At 73.6% G+C, this 19,212-nt stretch carries 19 protein-coding genes and 4 tRNA genes; 6 read left to right on the top strand and 17 right to left on the bottom strand.

What is annotated here, in order from left to right; translation table 11 throughout:
* Window positions 1–30 precede the first annotated feature (30 nt).
* The 13 genes from ACI790_RS15420 to ACI790_RS15360 form a co-directional block, all read right to left on the bottom strand.
* Entirely contained in the window at window positions 31–582 is a 552-nt protein-coding gene (locus tag ACI790_RS15420; RefSeq protein ID WP_456570660.1) for a hypothetical protein, read from the bottom strand.
* 11 nt (window positions 583–593) lie between these two features.
* On the bottom strand, window positions 594–1,808 hold the full coding sequence (locus ACI790_RS15415; protein WP_456570659.1) for a glycosyltransferase family 4 protein: 1,215 nt from the start codon (window positions 1,806–1,808) through the stop codon (window positions 594–596).
* The gene (locus ACI790_RS15410; protein ID WP_456570658.1) at window positions 1,808–2,764 is read right to left on the bottom strand and encodes a phosphatidylinositol mannoside acyltransferase; all 957 of its coding nucleotides are present in this window, start codon (window positions 2,762–2,764) and stop codon (window positions 1,808–1,810) included. Before ACI790_RS15410 ends, ACI790_RS15415 begins: the two co-directional genes overlap by 1 nt.
* Entirely contained in the window at window positions 2,761–3,378 is a 618-nt protein-coding gene (gene pgsA, locus ACI790_RS15405) for a phosphatidylinositol phosphate synthase (RefSeq protein ID WP_456570657.1), read from the bottom strand. The genes ACI790_RS15410 and pgsA overlap by 4 nt, the downstream gene beginning before the upstream one ends.
* A complete protein-coding gene (locus ACI790_RS15400; RefSeq protein ID WP_456570656.1) occupies window positions 3,379–3,981 on the bottom strand; it encodes an HIT family protein in 603 nt (200 codons plus the stop codon).
* Window positions 3,978–5,972 carry a threonine--tRNA ligase gene (gene thrS / locus ACI790_RS15395; protein WP_456570655.1) on the bottom strand — a complete coding sequence of 665 codons (1,995 nt, stop codon included), beginning with the start codon at window positions 5,970–5,972 and terminating at the stop codon, window positions 3,978–3,980. The genes ACI790_RS15400 and thrS overlap by 4 nt, the downstream gene beginning before the upstream one ends.
* A gap of 142 nt (window positions 5,973–6,114) precedes the next feature.
* Window positions 6,115–7,251: a CapA family protein gene (locus ACI790_RS15390; RefSeq protein ID WP_456570654.1), complete on the bottom strand. Its 1,137-nt coding sequence runs from the start codon at window positions 7,249–7,251 to the stop codon at window positions 6,115–6,117.
* Complete coding sequence (locus ACI790_RS15385; protein WP_456570653.1) at window positions 7,248–7,805, bottom strand: MOSC N-terminal beta barrel domain-containing protein; 558 nt, start codon at window positions 7,803–7,805, stop codon at window positions 7,248–7,250. Before ACI790_RS15385 ends, ACI790_RS15390 begins: the two co-directional genes overlap by 4 nt.
* A gap of 10 nt (window positions 7,806–7,815) precedes the next feature.
* On the bottom strand, window positions 7,816–8,199 hold the full coding sequence (locus ACI790_RS15380; protein WP_456570652.1) for an HNH endonuclease: 384 nt from the start codon (window positions 8,197–8,199) through the stop codon (window positions 7,816–7,818).
* Between the two features lie 86 nt (window positions 8,200–8,285).
* Window positions 8,286–8,357, bottom strand: a tRNA-Val gene (locus tag ACI790_RS15375).
* Window positions 8,358–8,383: 26 nt separating this feature from the next.
* A complete protein-coding gene (locus ACI790_RS15370; protein WP_456570651.1) occupies window positions 8,384–8,842 on the bottom strand; it encodes a TIGR02611 family protein in 459 nt (152 codons plus the stop codon).
* A 26-nt stretch (window positions 8,843–8,868) separates the two neighbouring features.
* A complete protein-coding gene (locus tag ACI790_RS15365; RefSeq protein ID WP_456570650.1) occupies window positions 8,869–9,666 on the bottom strand; it encodes an anti-sigma factor in 798 nt (265 codons plus the stop codon).
* The gene (locus tag ACI790_RS15360) at window positions 9,663–10,313 is read right to left on the bottom strand and encodes a sigma-70 family RNA polymerase sigma factor (RefSeq protein WP_456570649.1); all 651 of its coding nucleotides are present in this window, start codon (window positions 10,311–10,313) and stop codon (window positions 9,663–9,665) included. The genes ACI790_RS15365 and ACI790_RS15360 overlap by 4 nt, the downstream gene beginning before the upstream one ends.
* A 126-nt stretch (window positions 10,314–10,439) precedes the next feature.
* On the opposite strand from ACI790_RS15360, the gene ACI790_RS15355 reads away from it, so the two are divergent.
* The 4 genes from ACI790_RS15355 to ACI790_RS15340 all read left to right on the top strand — a co-directional run bounded on the left by ACI790_RS15355 (window position 10,440) and on the right by ACI790_RS15340 (window position 11,313).
* Complete coding sequence (locus ACI790_RS15355; protein WP_456570648.1) at window positions 10,440–10,904, top strand: SsgA family sporulation/cell division regulator; 465 nt, start codon at window positions 10,440–10,442, stop codon at window positions 10,902–10,904.
* Window positions 10,905–10,998: 94 nt separating this feature from the next.
* A tRNA-Gly gene (locus ACI790_RS15350) sits at window positions 10,999–11,070 on the top strand.
* Window positions 11,071–11,111: 41 nt separating this feature from the next.
* Window positions 11,112–11,182: transfer RNA gene (locus ACI790_RS15345), tRNA-Cys, on the top strand.
* Window positions 11,183–11,238: 56 nt separating this feature from the next.
* A tRNA-Val gene (locus ACI790_RS15340) sits at window positions 11,239–11,313 on the top strand.
* Between the two features lie 58 nt (window positions 11,314–11,371).
* Here ACI790_RS15340 and coaE read toward each other — a convergent pair.
* Window positions 11,372–11,968, bottom strand: a complete 597-nt coding sequence (gene coaE / locus ACI790_RS15335) for a dephospho-CoA kinase (protein WP_456570647.1) — start codon at window positions 11,966–11,968, stop codon at window positions 11,372–11,374.
* 146 nt (window positions 11,969–12,114) lie between these two features.
* On the opposite strand from coaE, the gene ACI790_RS15330 reads away from it, so the two are divergent.
* Complete coding sequence (locus tag ACI790_RS15330) at window positions 12,115–12,375, top strand: hypothetical protein (RefSeq protein ID WP_456570646.1); 261 nt, start codon at window positions 12,115–12,117, stop codon at window positions 12,373–12,375.
* A gap of 365 nt (window positions 12,376–12,740) precedes the next feature.
* Here ACI790_RS15330 and rpsA read toward each other — a convergent pair whose 3' ends face one another.
* Window positions 12,741–14,210: a 30S ribosomal protein S1 gene (gene rpsA, locus ACI790_RS15325; RefSeq protein ID WP_456570645.1), complete on the bottom strand. Its 1,470-nt coding sequence runs from the start codon at window positions 14,208–14,210 to the stop codon at window positions 12,741–12,743.
* Window positions 14,211–14,432: 222 nt separating this feature from the next.
* Here rpsA and ACI790_RS15320 point away from each other — a divergent pair, with 222 nt between their 5' ends.
* Window positions 14,433–15,284: a class I SAM-dependent methyltransferase gene (locus tag ACI790_RS15320; RefSeq protein ID WP_456570644.1), complete on the top strand. Its 852-nt coding sequence runs from the start codon at window positions 14,433–14,435 to the stop codon at window positions 15,282–15,284.
* A 5-nt stretch (window positions 15,285–15,289) separates the two neighbouring features.
* Here the strand turns inward: ACI790_RS15320 and ACI790_RS15315 are convergent, their stop codons facing one another.
* Window positions 15,290–16,366: an AI-2E family transporter gene (locus ACI790_RS15315; protein WP_456570643.1), complete on the bottom strand. Its 1,077-nt coding sequence runs from the start codon at window positions 16,364–16,366 to the stop codon at window positions 15,290–15,292.
* Window positions 16,367–16,439: 73 nt separating this feature from the next.
* Complete coding sequence (gene polA, locus ACI790_RS15310) at window positions 16,440–19,187, bottom strand: DNA polymerase I (protein WP_456570642.1); 2,748 nt, start codon at window positions 19,185–19,187, stop codon at window positions 16,440–16,442.
* Between the last annotated feature and the right edge of the window lie 25 nt (window positions 19,188–19,212).

Raw genomic sequence — 19,212 nt, 5'->3', positions numbered from 1 at the left:
CGAGTCGAGTTGTGCACGACCTTACGGCCGTCAGGCGCTCCGGCGGCCCGCCGGGTCGGCGTCCCTGATCACAGCGCCCAGCCGGTCGTCGATGTCGAAGTACCGCGGCAGCCGACGGGACCGGTGCAGGCCGGTCCAGCGGGAGAACCGGTGGCCGCGCAGCTCCCGGGTGTCGCGGACGGCGTCGTTGTAGAACCGCCGGGCCAGCGCCACCCGCGTCTGGGTGCCCGCGAGGTCGGCGCGCAGCGCGGCGGGGACACCCGGCAGGTCGTCCGGCAGCTCGCTCAGGTCGTGGCCGAGGGCGTTCTCGGCCAGTTCCCGGTCGCCGTCGCTCCGCGAGCCGCGCGCCTCGGCGGCGCCGGCGGCGAGCCGGGCGGCCAGCTCGGGACCTAGTGCCGCCGGGTGGTCGCGGGCCAGCTCCTCGGCCAGCCCGGCCCGGCGCTGCAGCTGCGCGTCCAGCGTCGCCCAGGCACGGTCCACCCGCGCGGCGAGCCGCCGCAGCCGCGTCAGGGTCCAGCCGGCCCACGCGAGCAGGACCAGCAGGATCCCGGCGGCGAGCAGCAACCAGGCCTCGGGCGTCACGGTGGACGAGGCTAGCGGGGCGGCCGCCGGATGCGGGGAGGTCGGGCCGCGGTGCCCGTCGGCGGCACCGCCGGGAAGTCGTCGTCGGTACCCGCCGTGACGACTCCGCCACCGGGGGGCAGCACGGTCTCGTAGACGGCGAGGATGCGGCGGGCGAGGACCTGCCAGTCGTAGCGGGCGGCCGCCGCCGAGCCCCGGGCCGCCAGCTCCGCCCGGCGCGCCGGGTCGGCGAGCAGGTCGCCCAGCGCCCGCCCCAGCGCCGCGGCGTCGTTCCGGCGCACCAGCACCCCGGCCGCCCCGCCGTCGAGCACGCGGGAGAACGCATCCAGATCGCTGGCCACGATCGGTGCGCCGGCCGCCATCGCCTCGATGAGGATGACGCCGAAGGACTCACCGAGCAGGTTGGGCGCGCAGTAGACGTCCACCGAGCGCAGGAAGGCCGCCTTGTCCGCCTCGGAGATCTCGCCCAGGAGCGTGACGGAGGGGCGCAGCTCCTCCCCCACCAGCCGCCACAGCTCGTCGGCGTCGCCGCGGCCGGCGACCAGCAGCCGCACGCCGGGGTGCTCCCGGACCACGCCGCGCATCGCCTCCAGCAGCACCGGCAGCCCCTTGCGGGGTTCGTCGTAGCGGCCCAGGAAGCCGATGGTCGGCGGCCCGCCGGTGCCCCGCGCGAAGCCCGGCAGCGAGGGGCCCTCGGCGAAGAACGGGACGTGCACCCCGTTGGGCAGGATCACCGCGTCGCCACCGAGGTGCTCCACCTGCACCCGCCGCGCGAAGTCCGAGACGGCGATCCGGCCGCTGATCTTCTCCAGCCACGGCCGCGCCATGGGGCCGACGGCGGCCAGCCACTTGGAGCGCGTGGTGGCCGCGTGGAAGGTCGCCACGATGGGCCCGGTCGCGATCATGCACACCAGCAGCGACACCGACGGCGTGGCCGGCTCGTGCACGTGGACGACGTCGAAGCGCCCGTCGCGCAGCCAGCGCCGCACCCGCGCTGCCGAGACCGGCCCGAACTGCAGGCTGGCCATCGAGCCGTTGTAGGGCACCGGGACGGTCCGGCCGGCGAAGGTGAGGAAGGGATCGCTGACCGACTCCTCCCGCTCCGCGGGGGTCAGCACCTCGACGTGGTGGCCCATGCCGCGCAGCGTCTCGGCCAGGTCGCGCACGTGGTACTGCACGCCTCCGGGGACGTCCCACCGGTACGGGCAGACCAGGCCGATGCGCATCAGCGGGCCTCCCCCCGGCCGGCCCGCGGCGGATCGGGCGGCACGTCGGGCCAGATGCGGCCGAGCATGTGCCAGTCCTCGGGCCGCTCGGCAATGCCCTCGGCGATCGCGTCGGCGACGCCCTGCATCGCGCCGGCCACCCGGTCCCGGAGCCGTCCGGGTCCCTGCACGGGCACCTCCGGGTAGACGTGCATCCGCCAGCCGTGCTCGCTGAACCGGCAGACGGCCGGGTGCAGCGCGGCCCCGGTCTGGTCGGCCAGGAGGGCGGGACCGCCGGGCATGGTGGCCGGCCGCCCGAAGAAGCTGACCGGGACGCCGCCGGCCCCGAGGTTGCGGTCGACGAGCAGGCAGCTGGCTCCGCCGTCCTTCAGCCAGTCGCGGAGCACCTCGGAGCTCGGCCGGGGGCCGCCGGTGAGCGGGACCACGCGCATGCCGAGCGTCTCCCTGTAGGCGAGGAACCGGCGGTAGAGGGACTCGGGCCGCAGCCGCTCGGCCACCGTCATGAACGGCCCACCCAGCCAGTCGACGAACCAGACGCCGGCGGCGTCCCAGTTCCCGCTGTGCGGCAGGGCGACCACCAGGCCGCGCCCCTGGTCGCGGGCGGCCGCCAGGTGCTCGGCGCCCACGATCACGCTGCCGTCGAGGATCCGCTCGGTGCCGAGCGTGGGCAGCCGGAAGGCCTCCTGCCAGTAGCGGGCGTACGAGCTCATCGCCCGTTCGGTCAGCGCCTGCAGCTCCGCCTCCGGCAGCCGGCCTCCGGTGGCCACGCGCAGGTTCGCCCGCAGCTGCCGCACGCCCGTCCCGTCCCGTCCGGCCACCCAGCGGCCGACGCGGTCGAACGCGCCCCGGGCCACCGGCTCGGGCAGCATCCGCACCGCGCGCCAGCCGGCGGCGTAGCCGGCGGCGTAGCCGGCGTCGGCCAGCCCCTCGGCCACCCGGGCACGGGCGCCGCTCACGGCTCGATCCGCCGTCCGTCGGCGGCGCGTTTCACGGCGAGCACGCGCTGCCCCACCGTGATCGCGCTGCCGGCCAGCAGCACCCAGAGCGCCACGTGCACGGCGTAGGGGATCCCCAGGCCGCTGAAGCCGGTTCCCACCAGGACCAGGATCAGCCGCTCGGTGCGCTCGACGACCCCGACGTCGCAGCGCAGGCCCATGCCTTCGGCCCGCGCCTTGATGTAGGAGGTGAGGACGCCGAGCACCAGGCAGAGCAGGGCGAGCAGGACCAGGAGCCGGTTGTCCCCGCTGCCCGAGAACCACCAGACCAGCGCGCCGAAGATCGCGGCGTCGGCGGCGCGGTCGCCGGTGGAGTCCAGCACCGCGCCGAACACCGAGCCGCCGCCGCGCAGCCGGGCCAGGGCGCCGTCGAGCATGTCGAGCAGCACGAAGATCGTGACGGTGAACGCGCCCCAGAAGAGGTGACCGGTGGCGATGAGCCCGGCGGACCCGGCGATCGCGCCGACGGTTCCGGTGATGGTCACCATGTCGGGGGTGACTCCCACGCGGGCGAGCCGGGTGACCACCGGGTTGACCACCTTCGCCACGACGGGCCGGGCGTTGACGCCGAGCACTCAGGCCTCCGTCGGGGTGGCGGGGTGGGTGGACGACGGAGGGGTGGAGGGGTGGGTGGCCCAGGCGGCGGCGAGCAGTTCCCGCGTCTCCCGGAGCACCTGCGGCAGCACCCGGGTGAGGCCGATGACCGGCATGAAGTTGGTGTCCCCGCCCCAGCGGGGCACCGCGTGCTGGTGCAGGTGGTCGGCGATGCCGGCCCCGGCCACCGAGCCCTGGTTCATCCCGATGTTGAACCCGTGCGCACCGGTCACCCCGCGCACGACGCGCATCGCCGTCTGGGTGAAGGCCCCCAGCTCGGCGACCTCGTCGGCGGTGAGGTCGGTGTAGTCGGGGACGTGCCGGTACGGGACGAGCATCAGGTGGCCGGCGTTGTACGGGTACAGGTTCAGGACGGCGAAGACCGATGCGCCCCGGGCCACGATCAGCCCGTCCTCGTCCCCGAGGGTGGGGATGACGCAGAACGGGCAGTCGTGGGCGCCGGTGGGTTTGCCCTCACCCCGGATGTAGGCCATCCGGTACGGCGTCCAGAGGTGCTCGAACACCGTCGCCGGACCGCCGTCGTCGGAGGACAGCGGTACCCGGTAGGGCGCGTTGTCGGTCATCCGGGCACCGCCGCGGTCTCGGCCGTCGGGTCGGCGTTGCTGCGGGCCGCGATCCAGGCGGCGATCCGCTCGACGGCGTCATCGACGGCCACCCCGTTGTCCTGGCTCCCGTCGCGGAAGCGGAAGGAGACCGCCGATGCCTCCGCGTCGGTGGCGCCGGCGATGAGCACGAAGGGGATCTTCTGCTTCGACGCGGTGCGGATCTTCTTCTGCATCCGGTCGTCGGAGTCGTCGATCTCCACCCGGATGCCGCGGGCGCGCAGCTTCAGGGCGACGTCGGTCAGGTACGGCACCTGCTCGTCGGTGACCGGGATGCCGACGACCTGCACCGGGGCCAGCCACGCCGGGAAGGCGCCGGCGTAGTGCTCGGTGAGGACGCCGAAGAAGCGCTCGATCGACCCGAACTTCGCGGAGTGGATCATCACCGGCTGCTGGCGGGTGCCGTCGGAGGCGCTGAACTCCAGGCCGAAGCGGGCGGGCTGGTTGAAGTCGTACTGGATGGTCGACATCTGCCAGGTGCGGCCGATGGCGTCGCGGGCCTGGACGGAGATCTTCGGCCCGTAGTAGGCCGCGCCCCCGGGATCCGGCACCAGCTCCAGGCCGGTCTCCTTCGCCGCCTCCTCGAGGACGGCGGTGGCGACCGCCCACTCCTCGTCGGACCCGATGAACTTGTCGGAGTCGTCGCGGGTGGAGAGCTCGAGGTAGTAGTCGTCGAGGCCGAAGTCGCGCAGCAGGCCGAGGACGAAGGACAGCAGGTGCCGGATCTCCCCCGGCGCCTGCTCCGGGGTGACGTAGCTGTGCGAGTCGTCCTGGGCGAAGCCCCGCACCCGGGTCAGGCCGTGCACGACGCCGGACTGCTCGTACCGGTAGACCGAGCCGAACTCGAACAACCGCAGCGGGAGCTCGCGGTAGGACCGCCCGCGCGACCGGAAGATCAGGTTGTGCATCGGGCAGTTCATGGCCTTGAGGTAGTACTTCGCGTTGTCCAGGTCCATGCCCGGGAACATGGTCTCCTCGTAGTACGGGAGGTGCCCGGAGGTCTCGAACAGCCCGCTCTTGCTGATGTGCGGGGTGCCGACGTAGTCGAAGCCCTCCTCGAGGTGCCGGCGCCGGACGTAGTCCTCCATCTCCCGCTTGATCACCCCGCCCTTGGGGTGGAAGACGGGCAGGCCGGAGCCGATCTCGTCCGGGAAGCTGAACAGGTCCAGCTCGACGCCCAGCCGGCGGTGGTCGCGGCGCTCGGCCTCGGCCAGGTGCTCCAGGTAGGCCTTGTGGGCGTCCTTGCTCTCCCAGGCGGTGCCGTAGATGCGCTGCAGCTGCGGGTTCCTCTCGCTGCCGCGCCAGTACGCGGCGGCGCTGCGGGTGAGGGAGAACGCCGGAATGGTGCTGGTGCGCGGCAGGTGCGGCCCGCGGCACAGGTCGGTCCACACCCGGTCGCCGCTGCGCGCGTCCAGGTTGTCGTACATGGTCAGCTGCGCGCCGCCCACCTCGACGGAGGCGCCGTCGTCCTCGGACGGGGCCTCCCCGGCACCGCCCTTCAGGCCGATCAGCTCGAGCTTGTACGGCTCGTGCGCGAGCTCGGCCTCGGCGTCGGCGTCGCTGATCTCCCGGCGGCTGAAGTGCTGCCCCGCCTTGACGATCTCCTGCATCCGCTTCTCGAGGGCCTTGAGGTCCTCGGGGGTGAACGGCCGCTCGGGGTCGAAGTCGTAGTAGAAGCCGTTCTCCACCGGCGGGCCGATGCCCAGCCGGGTGCCGGGGAAGAGGTCCTGCACCGCCTGGGCGAGCACGTGCGCGGCCGAGTGCCGGATGACGGCGCGGCCGTCGGCGCTGGCCGCCGGCACGGGGTCGACCTCGGCGTCGGTGTCCGGGGACCAGGCCAGGTCCTTGAGGTCGCCGGTGGCCAGGTCCCGGACGACGACGGCGCCGTCGGGCCCCTTGAGCGGGACGCCGGCGTCCTTCAGCGCCTGCTGCGCCGTCGTCCCGGCCGGCACCCGGATCGGTCCGACTGCGGTTGGCGAGGGCGGGGTCGACACAGGGGCTCCAGGGGGTCGTGTGCGGCGTCGGCGGCGGACCGGCAGGGCCGGTCGCCGGCCCCGAGCCTAGTGCGCGCGGCCGGCCGGGCCCGCAGCCCTTTCACCGCGGGGCGAGCTCCAGCCCGTCGGCGATGGCGCCCCGCATGTCGAGCACCTCGGAGACCCGCTCGTAGGTCGCCAGGTCGGCGGGGCGCACCGTCACCGCGGCCTCGCCCAGCTCGATGCTCAGCGGCACGGCCTCGGCCGTGGTGACCGCGAACCGGCCGTCGGCGCCCCGGGTGAAGGTGAACCGCGCCGCCACCGAGTCCTCCGTCGGGAAGCCGCGGGTGGCGTGCTCGGCGACGTGGTTGCCGAGGCCGTAGGCAGCCCACTCGCCGTCGACCCGCTCGATGGGCTGCACCACGTGCGCGTGGTGGCCGAGCACCAGGTCGACGTCCGGGGAGGCGAGCAGCGCCCGCACCGCGGTCTCCTGCTGCTCCGTCGGCTCGTGCCGGTACTCGACGCAGCAGTGCAGGCTGGCGACGACGATCTCGGCACCGGCGGCGCGGGTCCGTGCGGCGGCCTCGAGCATCGGGGTGACGTCCGGCACGTCGACGACGTCGACCGACCACTCGCGGTCGGCGGGCAGGGGCACGCCGTTGAGGCCGAACGTCCCGGCCACGTGCCCGATCCGGACGCCGTCCACGTCGAGGACGACCGGCTCGGTGCTCTCGGCCGGCGAACGGTAGGTGCCGGTGTGCGCGATGCCCTCCGCGTCGAGGACGTCCAGCGTGCGGACCAGGCCGTCGACGCCGGCGTCGAACGAGTGGTTCGAGGCGGTCGAGCACAGGTCGTACCCGGCCTCGGCGAGCGCCGCCACGATCTCCGGCTGGACGGCGAAGCTCGGGTACCCGCGGTAGGGGCCGCCGTCGGGCGCCACCGGCGTCTCCAGGTGGCAGATGGCCAGGTCCGCCGCGCGGATCATGTCCGCGACCGGGGCGAACACCCCGCTGAAGTCGTAGCTGCCGTCGTCCTGCCGGGCTCCGCCGGTGAGCGCGCGGTCCTGGTGGACGAGGACGTCACCGGTGGCCAGCAGCGTGACGCTCTGGGGCGGAGCCGGCTCGCTCGGCTGCGGGGGCGGTTCGGTCGCCTGCGGGGCCGTCGGGGTGGCGTCCGGAACGGCGGGTTGCGGGTCTGCGCCGCAGCCGGCCAGCAGCACCACGAGGGCGCCGAGGACCGCGGAGCCGCGGCGCCTCACGGCCGCGGACCGGGCAGCACGACGTCGCCGACGGAGATCTTGCCGGGTCGTCGCACCTCCGCGTAGACGCCGAGGCAGTGCTTCGGCGTGCGGGTGATGGCGAGCTCGGCGTCCCCGATGCGGACGGTCCGGCCGACCCAGTCCCGCTCGTCGTCGTCGGGCAGGTCGAGCAGGACGTTCGCCCGCGGGTCGTCGGCCGAGCACCCCTCGGGGACGTCGCCCCCGGCCGCCCGCTCGATGGCCTGGCGGGAGACCAGGTGCACGGCGGCCGCATCGGCCGCGGAGCCGCCGTCCAACGATCGGATGCGCACGTCCCGGCCCAGGGCCTGCGACGCCGCCCGCTCGTCGGCAGCGGGGTCCCCGGTAGGCGCGAGTCCGGCCAGCGCGGGCGCGTGCCTGCCCCGCACGACCTCGCCCGTCGCCGCGTCGACGACCGTGGCGGCGCGGTCGCCCTCGGGGCCGGTCGGGGCCAGCCGCACCCGGTCCCGAGCGGCCCCGCCCAGGGACTTCACCGGATAGATCCAGAGCTGCGCCACGCGCCCGGCCGTCGTCACGGATCCGACCCTAGGCCGCGTTCCGGTCGCGCCGCAGGCGCCGGAGCTGGGCGTCCAGGTACGGCCGCGCCCGCCGCTGGCCGCCGGTGCGGGCGATCGCCTGCGCCAGCGCGACCAGGGTGCGCCCCAGGCGCTCCCCGTCGGCCGGCCAGCTGCGCCGCCGGCACTCCTCCAGCCACTCGACCGGTGTGCGGTGGCCCCGCTCGCCGTTGCAGCGACCGCAGGCGGCGACCTCGTTCTCCAGCCAGGACGGGCCGCCCTTGACGCGGGGCACGACGTGCTCGGTGGTCGGCCGGACCTGGGCGGAGAACGCGCGCCCGCACCAGACGCAGGTGGCCCCGTCGCGGTCGAGGATCAGCTGCAGCCGGGCCGCGCGGTCGGGCTGGGCGCTCACCTCTCCCATGGTGACGCGATCGGGCGTCGCGCGCCGGAGACGACGGAGGCCCGGCCCGCTGCTGCGGGCCGGGCCTCTCGTACCGGTGGGCGATACTGGGTTCGAACCAGTGACCTCTTCGGTGTGAACGAAGCGCTCTACCACTGAGCCAATCGCCCGGTACGCGTCCGATTGTGCCAGACGCTCATCGCCAGAGCGGCACCCACCCCGGGACCCAGTCGGGCACCCCCATGACGTGCAGGCCGACCACGAGGATGCCGTAGACGAACGCCGCCGTCGCCAGCCCCAGCAGCAGCCGCACCCACGCCGGCTGGGCGGTGACCCAGTCGGTCCAGCGCTTGACGTGGCGCTTGGTGAACTCGAGCAGGCGCTCGGCCCACGTGAACTCGGTGGCGAGGACGAAGAGACCGGCGATGACGGTGAGCCAGCCCGGGCCCGGCAGCGGGATGGTCATCAGCCCCAGCGCGACGATCACCCCGCCGACGATCCCGACGCCGACCCGGTACCCGTGGTCGATGCCGCGGCGGACCGCCAGCCGCCGCCGCCAGCGCGTCTCGGCCACCCGCTCGCGGAGGCTGTGCACGTCGTCGGTGTCGTACCGCGCACGCCGCTCGTCGGCGGTCTCCGGCTGCGGGTGTTCCATCGCTGCTGCCGTCGCCCTCGTTCCGCTCAGCTGGTCACCTGCCCGGTCGCGACGACCTCCGTCGGTGCCGACGGAGCCTGTCGACCGGGCTCGATGCTGATGCCGTAGCCAGGGAAGTCGTCGATCCCGGTCGCCCCGGAGCCTACGGTCCGGATCTCCATCTGTGGCCCATCGACGTCGAACGTGCCGAGCGCCACGGGGTCCCCGTCGCCGAGCCCCCACACCACGTACGTCATCGACGCCGGGTCGTTGCGTTCCAGCCCGTCGGTGACCACCTGCAGCGCGTCGTCCCGGACCACCACGGTCGCCACCTGCCGGTCGCCGGCGGTGAGCGGCGCGATCGTCGCCCGCCCTGGCAGCGTGAGCCCGGCCACGACCTCCTCCTGGGCGGCCACGGTCGAGCGCAGCTCGTCCCGCGACCGGTCGAGCACCACCACCCACACGCCGAGCCCGACCACCGCGGCGACCGCGGCGGCGACCAGGACGCGCGGCAGGAGGCGCCGCTGCCGGCGCGGCACGGGCCGGGGGCCGGCGTGCTCGGCCGTGCTCCCCGCGACGGCGGGCGGGCGGGGGGCGGTCGTGGCGGGCGGCAGCTGCTCGGTCTCCTCCACCGCAGCCCGGAGCCGGGCCCGCAGGTCCGGTGACGGCTCGGCCGCCGGCAGGTCGGACGCCATGGCGGCCATGACGTCCGACGTCTCGGCGACCGTGCGGGCACAGCGGTCGCAGGTGGCGAGGTGCCGGCTGAACAGCGCCTCGTCCGCCGGCTCCAGCGCGTGCAGCGCCCAGCCGACCGCGAGCTCGTCGTACTCGTGCTCGCCGTTCATCGCGCCGTCCCGTCCACCGCGGTGCCGCTGCCCGGCTCTTCCCCGCCCGCCGGGCCGGAGAGCCCGCCGAGCTCCGACCTGAGCCGCCGCATGCCGGCCAGCATCCGGGTCTTGACCGTCCCGAGCGGTGTCCCGGTCAGCGCGGCGACCTCCCGCTGGGTGTACCCGCCGTAGTAGGCCAACGTGAGCGCCTGCTTCTGCGCCTCGGGCAGCACACCCAGGGCCGAGCGCACCTGCTCGGCGACCACCCGGGACCAGGCGTCGTCGGCCACGTCGCGGGCCGCCACAGGGGCGGCGAGCGCGGCCTCGTCCTCGGCCCGCCCCTGACGCCGTCGCTGCGACTCCTCCCTGCGGACCGCATCGACCGCCTTGTGGTGCACCACGGCCAGCAGCCAGGAGGAGAAGCTCCCCCGCGCGCGGTCGTAGGCGCCCGGGTCCCGCCAGATCATCAGGAAGACGTCCTGGAGGACGTCCTCGGCCAGCCCGTCGTCGGCGAGGATGCGGCGGGCCAGCGCGAACGCCGGCCGCCGGAAGCGCTCGTAGAGGTCGTCGACGGCGGTGCGGTCCCCGGCACGGATGCGCCGGAGGATCTCGACGTCGCCGACGCCGTCCTCCGGCCGGAGGACCGGTCGGCTCACGGCTCCCATGCTCACACGGGGCGTTCGATCCGACCCGCCCAGCCGGTTTGACCCACCCGTCTGTGACGCATGATGCGGGTGTGACAACACGCCTGGAAACACGTCACCTCCCGCGCGCGCGATCGTTGACCTGACATGACGAGCCGATGGATGCCCGGCCACATCTCCCCCATCACTCTTCAGCTGGTCGGCCCGCAGTCGTGGACCGAGGTACCGGCGCTGCTCTGCTACGACCCCGCCGACCCCTTCGCCGTGCGCATCGCCTTCGGCGACGCCGGTGAGCCCGACGGCGCCGCCGAGGGCGACGAGGGCATCGCCTGGCTGGTGAGCCGGGAGCTGCTCCGGGCCGGCCTGGACCACCCGATCGGTGACGGCGACGTCCGGATCTGGCCGGCCCACGCGACGGCCGACCTGCTCTTCCTGCACCTGCGGGCCCCGTCCGGCGAGGCGCTCTTCGAGCTGTCCCGGGCCACGGTCTCCGCCTTCCTGCGGCACACCGAGGCGCTGGTGCCGTCGGGCTCTGAGAGCAGCCTGCTGCACCTGGACCAGGAGCTCGACGCCCTGCTGTCCAACGGCGGGCCGGACTCGCCGGGGCGCTGACCTGGGAAGACGCCGACGCGGCACTCCTGGGAGGGGGCGGGGGGACCCCCCCTGCAGACCCCCTCAGGACATCCGCTAGAGTTCTTCTCGTAGCGCGGACGTGGCTCAGTGGTAGAGCATCACCTTGCCAAGGTGAGGGTCGCGGGTTCGAATCCCGTCGTCCGCTCGGAACCTCGGGCGCCGGTCGAGAGACTGGTGCCCGCGTGCGGTGGAGTGGCCGAGAGGCGAGGCAACGGCCTGCAAAGCCGTCTACACGGGTTCAAATCCCGTCTCCACCTCGTCGCTTCCTCGCGGGGCACGAGCGCGGAGGAGGTAGCCGGCTTCTGGCCGGATCGGGCGATTGGCGCAGTGGTAGCGCGCTTCCTTGACACGGAAGAGGTCACTGGTTCGAACCCAGTATCGCCCACCACACGGAGCCCCAGGTCGATGACCTGGGGCTCTTCGCATGTCCGGGCGGGACAGCCCGGTCAGCGCGCCGCCGGCGCCACCCGCTCGACCCAGAAGCGGTCGACCTGCTCGGCCAGCTGCTCGAGCGTCCCGCTGTTGTCCAGCAGCACGTCCGCGGCCGCACGGCGCTGCTCGTCGGTCGCCTGCGCGGCGATCCGGGCGCGCGCGTCGGCCTCGGTGAGCCCCCGCTCGATCAGCCGCGCCACCCGGAGCTCGACGTCGGTGTGCACCACGACGACCAGGTCGTACGCGCCGGCCTGACCGGTCTCCACCAGCAGGGGGACGTCGTGGACGACGACCGCGTCGGGCGGCGCCGCCGCGACGAGCTCGGCCGATCGCTGCCGCACCAGCGGGTGCACCAGCGCATCGAGCCGGCGCCGGGCGTCGTCGTCGGAGAAGACCACCGCGGCGAGGGCGGGGCGGTCCAGCGAGCCGTCGGGGGTCAGCACGCCGTCCCCGAACTCGGCCGCGACCGCGGCGAGCCCCGGGGTCCCCGGCTCGAGCACCTCCCGCGCGATCCGGTCGGCGTCCACGATCAGCGCACCGCGTTCGGCCAGCAGCCTGGACACGGTGCTCTTGCCCGAGCCGATCCCGCCGGTCAGTCCGATCTTCAGCACGTACGCACAGTAGCCACCACCCGGGCGAAGATCACGGAGCGGTAACACGCGCCCGACCCGCCCGGCGCGTCGCAGGAGTCACACACGCACCACCACTAACGTCTGCCCCGGCGATCTTCCCCCGCCCCGAGAGGTAGACCGAGAACATGTCCCGTTCCACGCCCGCAGCATCCCCGTCGTCCCGCGCCGCCGGCCGGCACCGGCTCGGCACTGCCACGGGCGTGCGCTGCGCCGACATCCCCGCGGTCCGCGAGCGGATGCAGTTCCAGCGGCCGGCCGTCGCCCACCGCAGCTCCCTGCTGCGCTGGATGTTCCAGACGCCGACCACCGGCCGCCACACCTGGAGCTTCCTCGCGGGCTCCGGCGGCCGCCCCCGCACGGCGTTCGCCATCATCCTCAGTCTCTGAGCAGAAAGCCGTCGCGCCCGGACGGGCCGCGACGGGCCCCCGCCGGAGCACCGCCGGCCCACGGCGCGGCAGCGTGCCGGACGGCGTCGCCGCTCCCACGCCGCGCGGCTGCGCCGGTGCGGCGACCGCAGACGGCGTGACGGAAGGCCCGTGGACATCGTCCACGGGCCCTTCGCCGTTCCCGGGGTCGGAACCGCCCGCCGACCTGCCGCCCCCGACCCTGGTCGTCGGCGCGGCCGTCGTCGCGGGCGTCGTCGCGGGCGGATGGCGGAGCGTCCGCTCTCCTTTCCCGGGAACGCCAGAGGCCCAGGACCGGACCGGTCCTGGGCCTCCGACGTGCAGAGCTAGCGGGTCAGACCCTCAGGTCACTCCCCGCCGGCCAGCTTGGCGCGGAGCGCGGCGAGCGCCTCATCGCTGGCCAGCGTGCCGCCGCCACCGGCAGCCGGGGCGTCCGGCGTGGCGTCGTCGCTGGAGTAGCTGCCACCGGCCGCAGCCTCGGCGTCGGCCTCCTTGGCGGCCGCGATCTGCTTGCGGTGCGCCTCGAAGCGGGCCTGGGCCTCGGCGTACTGCCGCTCCCACGTCTCGCGGGCCTCGTCGTAGCCCTCGAGCCACTCACCGGTCTCCGGGTCGAAGCCCTCGGGGTAGATGTAGTTGCCCTGCTCGTCGTAGGACGCGGCCATGCCGTAGGCGGCCGGGTCGAACTGCTCCTCGTCGCCGACGACGCCCTCGTTGGCCTGCTTGAGCGACAGCGAGATCCGTCGACGGTCCAGGTCGATGTCGATGACCTTGACCAGGATCTCGTCGCCGACCTGCACGACCTGCTCGGGGATCTCCACGTGGCGCTCGGCCAGCTCGGAGATGTGCACCAGGCCCTCGATGCCCTCGTCGACGCGCACGAACGCACCGAAGGGAACCAGCTTGGTGACCTTGCCGGGGACGACCTGCCCGATCTGGTGCGTGCGGGCGAACTGACGCCACGGGTCCTCCTGCGTCGCCTTCAGCGACAGGGAGACCCGCTCGCGGTCCAGGTCGACGTCGAGGACCTCGACGGTGACCTCCTGGCCCACCTCGACGACCTCGGACGGGTGGTCGATGTGCTTCCACGACAGCTCGGAGACGTGCACCAGGCCGTCGACGCCGCCGAGATCCACGAACGCACCGAAGTTGACGATCGAGGAGACGACACCCGACCGGACCTGCCCCTTGGCGAGCTTGTTGAGGAACTCGCTGCGGACCTCGGACTGCGTCTGCTCCAGCCACTGGCGGCGGGAGAGGACCACGTTGTTGCGGTTCTTGTCGAGCTCGATGATCTTGGCCTCGAGCTCGCGGCCCACGTACGGCTGCAGGTCGCGGACGCGACGCATCTCGACCAGCGACGCCGGGAGGAACCCGCGCAGGCCGATGTCCAGGATGAGACCACCCTTGACGACCTCGATGACGGTGCCGGTGACGACCTCGTCGGCTTCCTTCTTGGCCTCGATCGTGCCCCAGGCGCGCTCGTACTGCGCGCGCTTCTTGGAGAGGATCAGCCGCCCTTCCTTGTCCTCCTTCTGAAGGACCAGGGCTTCCACCTCGTCGCCGACGCTGACGACCTCGTTCGGGTCGACGTCGTGCTTGATGGACAGCTCGCGCGAGGGGATGACGCCCTCGGTCTTGTAGCCGATGTCCAGCAGCACCTCGTCCCGGTCCACCTTGACGATGACGCCCTCGACGATGTCGCCATCGTTGAAGTACTTGATCGTCTGGTCGATCGCCGCGAGGAAGTCCTCGGCGGAACCGATGTCGTTGATGGCGACCTGGGGGGTGCTGGAAGGACGGACCTGAGTGGAGGTCATGTGGTTGGTTGCTCCGGACGGTTTATGCGTAGGGACAGGACGACCCGCGGCCGTCGGACCGCGGGGACGAGCAGCGGGGAGAACCGGCGCAGACACTCCCCGGAAGGGGGAAAGGCGCGACAGACCTCTGGCGCCGTTCCATCGTACGGACGCCGGGAGCGTCCGGTCCACCTGGGTGGGACCGGCCTCCCGCAGCCGGCGGCGTGTCACGATCGGCGTGTCATGAGCACACCCTCCGCCGGCCCGGCCCTCCCCCTCGGCAGTGACGGCTACCCGGTCGCCGGCGGGGTCGCCCGCCGCGCCGCCGGCACCGAGGAGTCGGTGCGCGCCAACCGCCGCTGGTGGGACGCGGCCGCGCCGGCGTACCTGGCCGAGCACGGCGCCGATCTCGGGGACGCCGACTTCCTCTGGTGCCCCGAGGGACTGCGGGAGGCCGACGCCCACCTGCTGGGCGACGTCGCCGGACGGCGGGTGCTCGAGATCGGCTGCGGCTCCGCCCCGTGCGCCCGCTGGCTGCGGACCGCGGGCGCCGACGTCGTGGCGCTCGACCTCTCGGCCGGGATGCTCCGCCGGGCCGCGGAGCTGAACCGGTCGACCGGGATCGCCGTGCCGCTCCTGCAGGCGGACGCCGGTGCCCTGCCCCTGTCCGGTGCGAGCGTCGACCTCGCCTGCTCGGCGTTCGGCGGGCTGCCCTTCGTCGCCGACGTCGCGGGCGCGCTGCGCGAGGTGGCACGGGTGCTGCGGCCCGGTGGCCGGTTCGTCGCCTCGGTCAACCACCCGATGCGCTGGCCGTTCCCCGACTCCCCCGATCCGGAGGACCTGCGGATCGTCTCGTCCTACTTCGACCGCACGCCGTACGTGGAGACCGACGGCGCCGGCGGCACGGTGTACGTCGAGCACCACCGGACGGTCGGCGACTGGGTCCGGGCCGTCGTCGCCTCCGGGCTGGTGCTGGAGGACCTGCTGGAGCCGGAGTGGACCCCGGGCCGCACCGAGAACTGGGGCCAGTGGTCACCGGAGCGCGGCGCCCTGGTGCCGGGCACGCTGGTGCTGGTCTGCCGGAAGCCGGGCTGATCGGCTCAGGCGCCGGCGATCGGCCGCCGCCCGTGCCGGACCCACAGCTCGTGCCCCGCCGCTGAGGCCGCTGCGGCCAGCGGCACGAACAGCAGCGCACCGGCGATGCCCCACAGGACCCCGCCGGCGGTGACGGCGATCAGCACGGTCGCGGCGTTCAACGGCAGCCTGTTCTTCATCACGTAGGGCTCGATCACGTCGTTGCCGATCTGCTGCACCACCACGACCAGCCCCAGGACGAGCGCTGCCGTGCCCAGGCCGCCGGACGCGTAGGCGACGACGACGGCGACCAGTCCGGCGACGAAGGCACCCAGCGTCGGGATGTAGGAGGCCAGGAACTGCAGCGCGGCCAGGGTCAGCGCCAGCGGGACGCCGATCAGCAGCAGTCCGACCCCGATGCCCACCGCGTCGAACATCGCGACGATGGTCAGCCCGCGTACGTACCCGCCGACCGTGGTCCACGCCGCCCGGCCGGCTGCGTCGACGTCCTCGCGCGCCCGGCCGGCGAACTTGCCCAGCAGCCAGGCCCACATGCCCGGGCCGCTGTGCAGGAAAAGATAGGTCAGCGCGACCACGAGGAACGCGGCGATCAGCACCTCGGCCGCCGTCTGCGCGGGACCCAGCAGATCGGCGGCGCTGGTCCCTCCCCCGGAGCCGCCGCCGGACCCCCCGCCCGCACCCGAGCCGAAGCCCGGCAGGTCGATGCCGAACCGCTGGGAGAGATCGGAGGAGACCTGCTGGAACCGTTCTCGCAGCTGGGGCAGCTGGTCGGCCAGGCGAGCGGCGAGGGCGGCCGCCGCCCCGCCGAGCACTGCCACCAGGAGCAGGACGGGCGCTGCTGCGGCCAGCCAGCGCGGCGCCCCGCGGTCCCCGGCCCACGCCACGGCCGGTGCGAGGACGCCGGCGACGAGCAGCGCGATCAGCACGGTCACCAGCGGCAACGTCAGCTTGACCGCGAAACCGGCGAGGAGCCAGAGCAGGACCGCCAGGACGAGCAGCCGGCCGCCGACCGCGGCAGCACGGACCAGCCAGTCGGGTGCCTGCGTGGTCGGACGATCGGGTCGTGGCTCAGCAGCAGTCACCCGAAGGGTGTTGACCGCCCTGACCGCGCTGACACATCCGCGCCGACCCTCACCCTCCGGTCGAGGGTCATGGTCAGTGGGCGGCGGCGTCCCAGCTGCCGCCGAAGCCGACCGAGACCTCCAGCGGCACGGACAGCTCCGCTGCTCCGGCCATCTCGCGGCGGACCAGCGTCTCCAGGGCGTCCTTCTCCCCCGGCGCCACCTCGAGCACCAGTTCGTCGTGCACCTGGAGCAGCATCCGGGACTGCAGGCCCTCTTCGGCGATCGCCTTCTCCACGTTGAGCATCGCCACCTTGATGACGTCGGCCGCCGAGCCCTGGATCGGCGCGTTGAGCGCCATGCGCTCGGCCATCTGCCGGCGCTGCCCGTTGTCGCTGGTGAGGTCGGGCAGGTAGCGCCGTCGGCCCAGCGTGGTCTCCGTGTAGCCGGTCTGGCGGGCGTCGTCGACGACGCCATCGAGGTAGTCGCGGATGCCGCCGAAGCGCTCGAAGTAGGCGTGCATCTGCTCGCGCGCCTCCTCGACGGAGATGCGCAGCTGCCCGGAGAGCCCGTAGGCCGAGAGCCCGTAGGCCAGCCCGTAGCTCATCGCCTTGATCCGGCGGCGCATCTCCGGGTCGACCTCGGAGATGGGGATGTCGAAGGCCCGCGAGGCGACGAAGGTGTGCAGGTCCTCCCCCGACGTGAAGGCCTCGATCAGCCCCGCGTCGCCGGAGAGGTGCGCCATGATCCGCATCTCGATCTGGCTGTAGTCCGCGGTCATCAGCGACTCGTAGCCCTGGCCGACCACGAACGCCTGCCGGATCCGCCGGCCCTCGGCCGTGCGGATCGGGATGTTCTGCAGGTTCGGGTCGGTGGACGACAGCCGCCCGGTGGCGGCGATCGTCTGCTGGAACGTCGTGTGGATTCGCCCGCCGTCGTCGACCATCGGGATCAGGCCGTCGATGACCGTGCGCAGCCGGGTGACGTCCCGGTGGCGCATCAGGTGCTCGAGGAACGGGTGCCCGGTCTGCGCCAGGAGGGTCGTCAGCGCCTCGGCGTCGGTGGTGTAGCCGGTCTTGTTCTTCTTCGTCTTGGGCAGGCCCAGCTCGTCGAAGAGCACGATCTGCAACTGCTTGGGCGAGCCGAGGTTCACCTCGCGCCCGATCACCGCGTAGCACTCGGCGGCCGCCGCGGCGACGCCGTCGGCGAACTCCCGCTGCAACTCCCGGAGGAAGTCCAGGTCCGCGGCGATGCCGCGGTACTCCATGGCGGCCAGGACGCGGGTGAGCGGCAGCTCGATCTCGCCCAGCAGGTGCGCGCCCCCGCGCTGGCCGAGGACGGTCTCCAGCGCGTCGGAGAGGTCGTTGACCGCGACGGCCTTGAGCACGTCGGCGTGCGCGGCCTCGCGGGCGACGTCGTCCTCGGTGGGGCCGAGGCCGTCGAGGGTGAGCTGGCCCGCGGGCTCGGCGGCGTCCTTCAGCTCGCGGCGCAAGTAGCGGACGGCGAGGTCACCGAGGTCGAAGGAGCGCTGCCCGGGCAGCGCCAGGTAGGCGGCCAGGGCCGTGTCGCTGAGGACGCCCTCGAGCTGCCAGCCGCGGGCCCAGATCGCCAGCAGCGGGCCCTTGACCTCGTGCACCGCCTTCGCGGCCGCCGGGTCGGCGAGCCAGGCGGCGAGCGCCTGCTCGTCGGTGACGTCGAGATCGGGGCCCAGGTCGACGAAGGTGGCGTGCCCGTCGCCGGCCGCGAGCGCGAGCCCGGTGAGCTCGCCGGTGCCGCGGCCCCAGGTGCCCCGGAAGATGACGCCGGTGCGCCCGGTGCGCGCGTGGGCCTGCAGCCACTCCCCCAGCCCGCCCGCCGGCACCTCGTCGACGTCGATGTCGAACCCGCCCTCGACCTCCGGCTCAGCAGCGGTGAGCGTGGCGAAGAGGCGGTCGCGCAGGACGCGGAACTGCAGGTTGTCGAAGAGCGTGTGCACCTCGTTGCGGTCCCACGACTGGACGGCGAGGTCCTGCGGGCCCAGATTCAGCTCGACCGCGCGGTCGAGCTCGGTGAGCCGCCGGTTCTGCAGCACCGCGGAGAGGTGCTCGCGCAGCTTCTCCCCGACCTTGCCCTTGACGGTGTCGACCTGGTCGACGAGCGCGTCGAGGGAGCCGTACTCCCGCACCCACTTCGCGGCCGTCTTCTCCCCCACGCTCGGGATGCTGGGCAGGTTGTCGCTCGGATCGCCCCGGAGCGCGGCGAAGTCCGGGTACTGGGTCGGGGTGAGCCCGTACTTCTCCTCGACCGCCTCGGGGGTGAACCGGGTCATGTCCGAGACGCCCTTGCGCGGGTAGAGGACGGTGACGTGCTCGTCGACCAGCTGCAGGGCGTCGCGGTCGCCGGTGGCGATCAGCACGTCCATGCCCTGCTCGACGGCCTGCACGGTCAGCGTGGCGATGACGTCGTCGGCCTCGTAGCCCTCGGCGGTGATCACCGGCACCCGCAGGGCGCCGAGCACCTCCTGCACGAGGCTGACCTGGCCGCGGAAGTCGGTCGGGCTCTCGGCCCGGTTCGCCTTGTAGTCGGCGTAGATCTCGCTGCGGAAGGTCTTGCGGCCGACGTCGAAGGCGACGGCGAGGTGGGAGGGCTGCTCGTCGCGCAGGATGTTGATCAGCATCGACGTGAAGCCGTAGACGGCGTTGGTCGGCTGCCCCGTGGTCGTGGAGAAGTTCTCGACCGGCAGTGCGAAGAACGCGCGGTAGGCCAGGGAGTGCCCGTCGAGCAGCAGCAGCCGCGGACGCGGCCCCGGGCGGGTGGGGTCGGCGGACGGCGGGGCGCTGGGGGTACTCACCGGAGCGGACATCGCCGCCGATCCTAGGGCCGCTCCC

The organism is Blastococcus sp. SYSU DS0539 (assembly GCF_054050855.1).
The sequence above is the reverse complement of the archived record's forward strand: the minus strand, read 5'-3'. Positions and strand labels throughout refer to the sequence as shown.